Source organism: Gammaproteobacteria bacterium (assembly GCA_011375345.1).
Classification (GTDB): domain Bacteria; phylum Pseudomonadota; class Gammaproteobacteria; order DRLM01; family DRLM01; genus DRLM01.
This window is the reverse complement of sequence record DRLM01000084.1, coordinates 1-2,704: the sequence shown is the minus strand read 5'-3', so window position 1 is coordinate 2,704 and position 2,704 is coordinate 1. Positions and strand designations below refer to the sequence as shown.

Below are 2,704 nucleotides of genomic sequence, written 5' to 3'. Positions count from 1 at the left end.
GTGAGGAACAGCTCCCGGGCATCAAGCGCGAAGGGAGCGGCCAGTGCATCCAGGATGCGGCGGGCGGTGAGGGCGCAGTCGTCGACACCCCGCAGCGAATCCAGCATCACGGTGAACTCGTCGCCACCCCAGCGTGCCACGGTGGTACCCTCGGGCACGGCCCGCTGCAGGCGTTCCCCCACGGCCGCCAGCAGGCGGTCTCCCAGTTGGGGCCCCAGGGTGTCGTTGACCACCTTGAAACGGTCCAGATCCAGGCACAGCACCGCCAGCAGGGTTTCGTTCTTCTGCTGGGCGGCGATGGCCTGCTCCAGGCGGTCAGTGAACAAGGCCCGGTTGGCCAGACCGGTGACCGGGTCGTGGTGGGCGAGGTAGTGAAGCTGCTCTTCCGCTTCCAGGCGCCGGGTGATGTCCTTGCCGGTGGAGACGAAGTGGGTCACCCGGCCTGCGGCATCCTTGATGGGTGTGATGGTTTTTTCTTCGTAATAGAGCGCGCCGTCTTTTCGTCGATTGATGAAGGTGCCGCGAAAGGCCCGGCCGGCTTTTACAGTCTGCCACAGCTCCCGGTAGAACGCCGCCCCATGGCGGCCTGATTTCAGCACTTTGGGGCTTTTCCCCTTCACCTCCGCGAAACTGAACCCCGTGACCCGCTCAAAGGAGGGGTTGACGTATTCGATGACGCCTTCGGGGTCAGTGATCACCACCGTGTCGTCGCTTTGTTCTATGGCCCGCGACAGCGTCAGGCGTTCCTGCTCGGCCCGTTTGCGTTCGCCAATATCGCGCAGCACGCCGATATAGCGCCGCCGCCCCTGTTGGCTCATTTCGCTGATGGTCAGCTCCAGGGTCAGGACCCGGCCGTCCTTGGCAATGCCTGCCACTTCCCGCACCCCCAAGCCCATGCAACGTGCCTGACCGGTGGTCCGGTAGCGCGCCAGGTAGGCATCGTGCTGGCTGCGGTCGGGCTCGGACATCAGGTGACGAACGTTTCTGCCCAGCATCTCCGCGGCCCGATAGCCGAACAAACGCTCCGCCGCCTGATTGAAAGACTCAATGTCGCCGGTTTCGCTGATGACAAGCACGCCGTCCGCGACATTGTCCACAATGGTTTCGGCGTAGTGCTTGAGCGTCAGGATCTGCTGGCGGTCGGCGTGGATATAAGTGTCCAGGGCCAGATTGATATCGAAAAAAACGATTTTGACCAGAGCCGCGCAGGCCTTGTCAAAACGCTCTGCGTCGCCGCAAGAGTTTTTCCAAAGCACCGGCAGCGCCGTGGCCAGATAGTGGGCGTAGGTGCCCAAATACCACTTGGGCTCCAAACCTGCCCGCTGGTGGGCTTCGCCCACGCGCAGGCGCTCGGCGACATAGCCGGCACCGTAGTCCCCGCTGGTCAACGTTTCAAAATAACGGGCCTGGGCGGACTTGAGCCGGTCCAGGTCGGCGTATTCACGCAGCAGGTCGCGGGTGGGCGGGAACGCCAAAAGGCGTTCATAGAGCGCGTCGATAAAGGCGGAGCGTTGGGCGGTGAACGCGCCTTGCAGGGCCTTGAGGCAGCGCGCATCCGCCTCCGTAAAACCCAAAAAGGCCTTGCGCAGGGCGATTTCACGCCGGCTCACTTCCAGGACCGACGTGGGCCCTGGCACTTCCTTGCGCGCAGTCATAGTGCTGTGCCCCTTGAGTGACATCCCCCTGTATCAGCGGGTGATCACTGCCCCACCCCGCGCCTGCGGCAACGGAACGACAACTGCAAACAAAGGCCGCAACGCCCCTCGTCCTTGAGCGCGCCGCCACCACCGTTTCCGCGCTGAATGATATTACAATAGGAAATGCTTACTGAATATCAAGGTTATTGTGCTCCCCTGCCGGGATGGGAAAAAGGGGTCAGAGCCCTTTTTGACCCCACAGGCACCACGCTGTCATTGAACAACCACCTCATACACCGCCGCTGAAAACGTCAACGGCAATATCTAAGGTGTCCAGCACAAAACTAAACGGCAGGTCGGCCAGTGGGTGCCCGGGTGCCGTGGTGCCGTATTTGAGCAGGCTGGTTTTTTGGTCCCGCAGGACGTGCACATCCAGGCGGGTGCCGCTGTAGACTTTGGGGCTGCCGGGTTTCATATTGGAGACGGTTTTGTAGGTGGCGCAGCCGGATGTGGCAACGGCGGCCACCAGCACCAACGCGGCCAGCGCGGAATATGCTCCTCGTTTCACTGCGCCCTCTTTTCCATCTGGGCACGCTGTTTGGCCAGGGTATCGGGAGCGAATTCGAAGGGATCGGAGAAGAATTGTTCCGCCGGGAAGTTGCGCGCCATGGCGGCCTGGTGCATGGCCTGGACCATGGCGGGGGGGCCGCCGGCATAGATGTCGTAGCCGCTGAGATCGGGGTGGTCGGCCAGGACGGCCTCGTGCACCAGGCCGCACCGCCCCGACCAGCGGTCTTCAGGCCGGGGAGCGGACAGCACCGGGGTGTAGCGGAAGTGGGCGTGGTTGAGCCCCCAGCGGCGGGGCAGTTCGTCCAGATACAGATCGGCCTTGGCCCGCGCGCCCCAGTACAAGTGCATGGAGCGGGGGATGCCGGCGGCGAGGGCGTGCTCGATGATGCCCTTGATGGGGGCGAAACCGGTGCCGCCGGCGACGAAGAGGAGGGGGCGGGGGGAATCTTCCCGCAGGTAAAAATCACCCATGGGGCCAATGATGCGCACGATGTCTT

At 63.1% G+C, this 2,704-nt stretch carries 3 protein-coding genes; all 3 read right to left on the bottom strand.

The features are described 5' to 3' along the window. The coding region (locus ENJ19_06335; protein HHM05346.1) for a PAS domain S-box protein at positions 1–1,679 on the bottom strand (1,679 nt) is incomplete at its 3' end. A 247-nt stretch (positions 1,680–1,926) separates the two neighbouring features. After that, positions 1,927–2,415, bottom strand: coding sequence for a YceK/YidQ family lipoprotein (locus ENJ19_06330; protein HHM05345.1), 489 nt, complete (start codon positions 2,413–2,415; stop codon positions 1,927–1,929). Continuing rightward, the coding region (locus tag ENJ19_06325) for a CDP-6-deoxy-delta-3,4-glucoseen reductase (protein HHM05344.1) at positions 2,202–2,704 on the bottom strand (503 nt) is incomplete at its 5' end. The genes ENJ19_06330 and ENJ19_06325, both read right to left, overlap by 214 nt.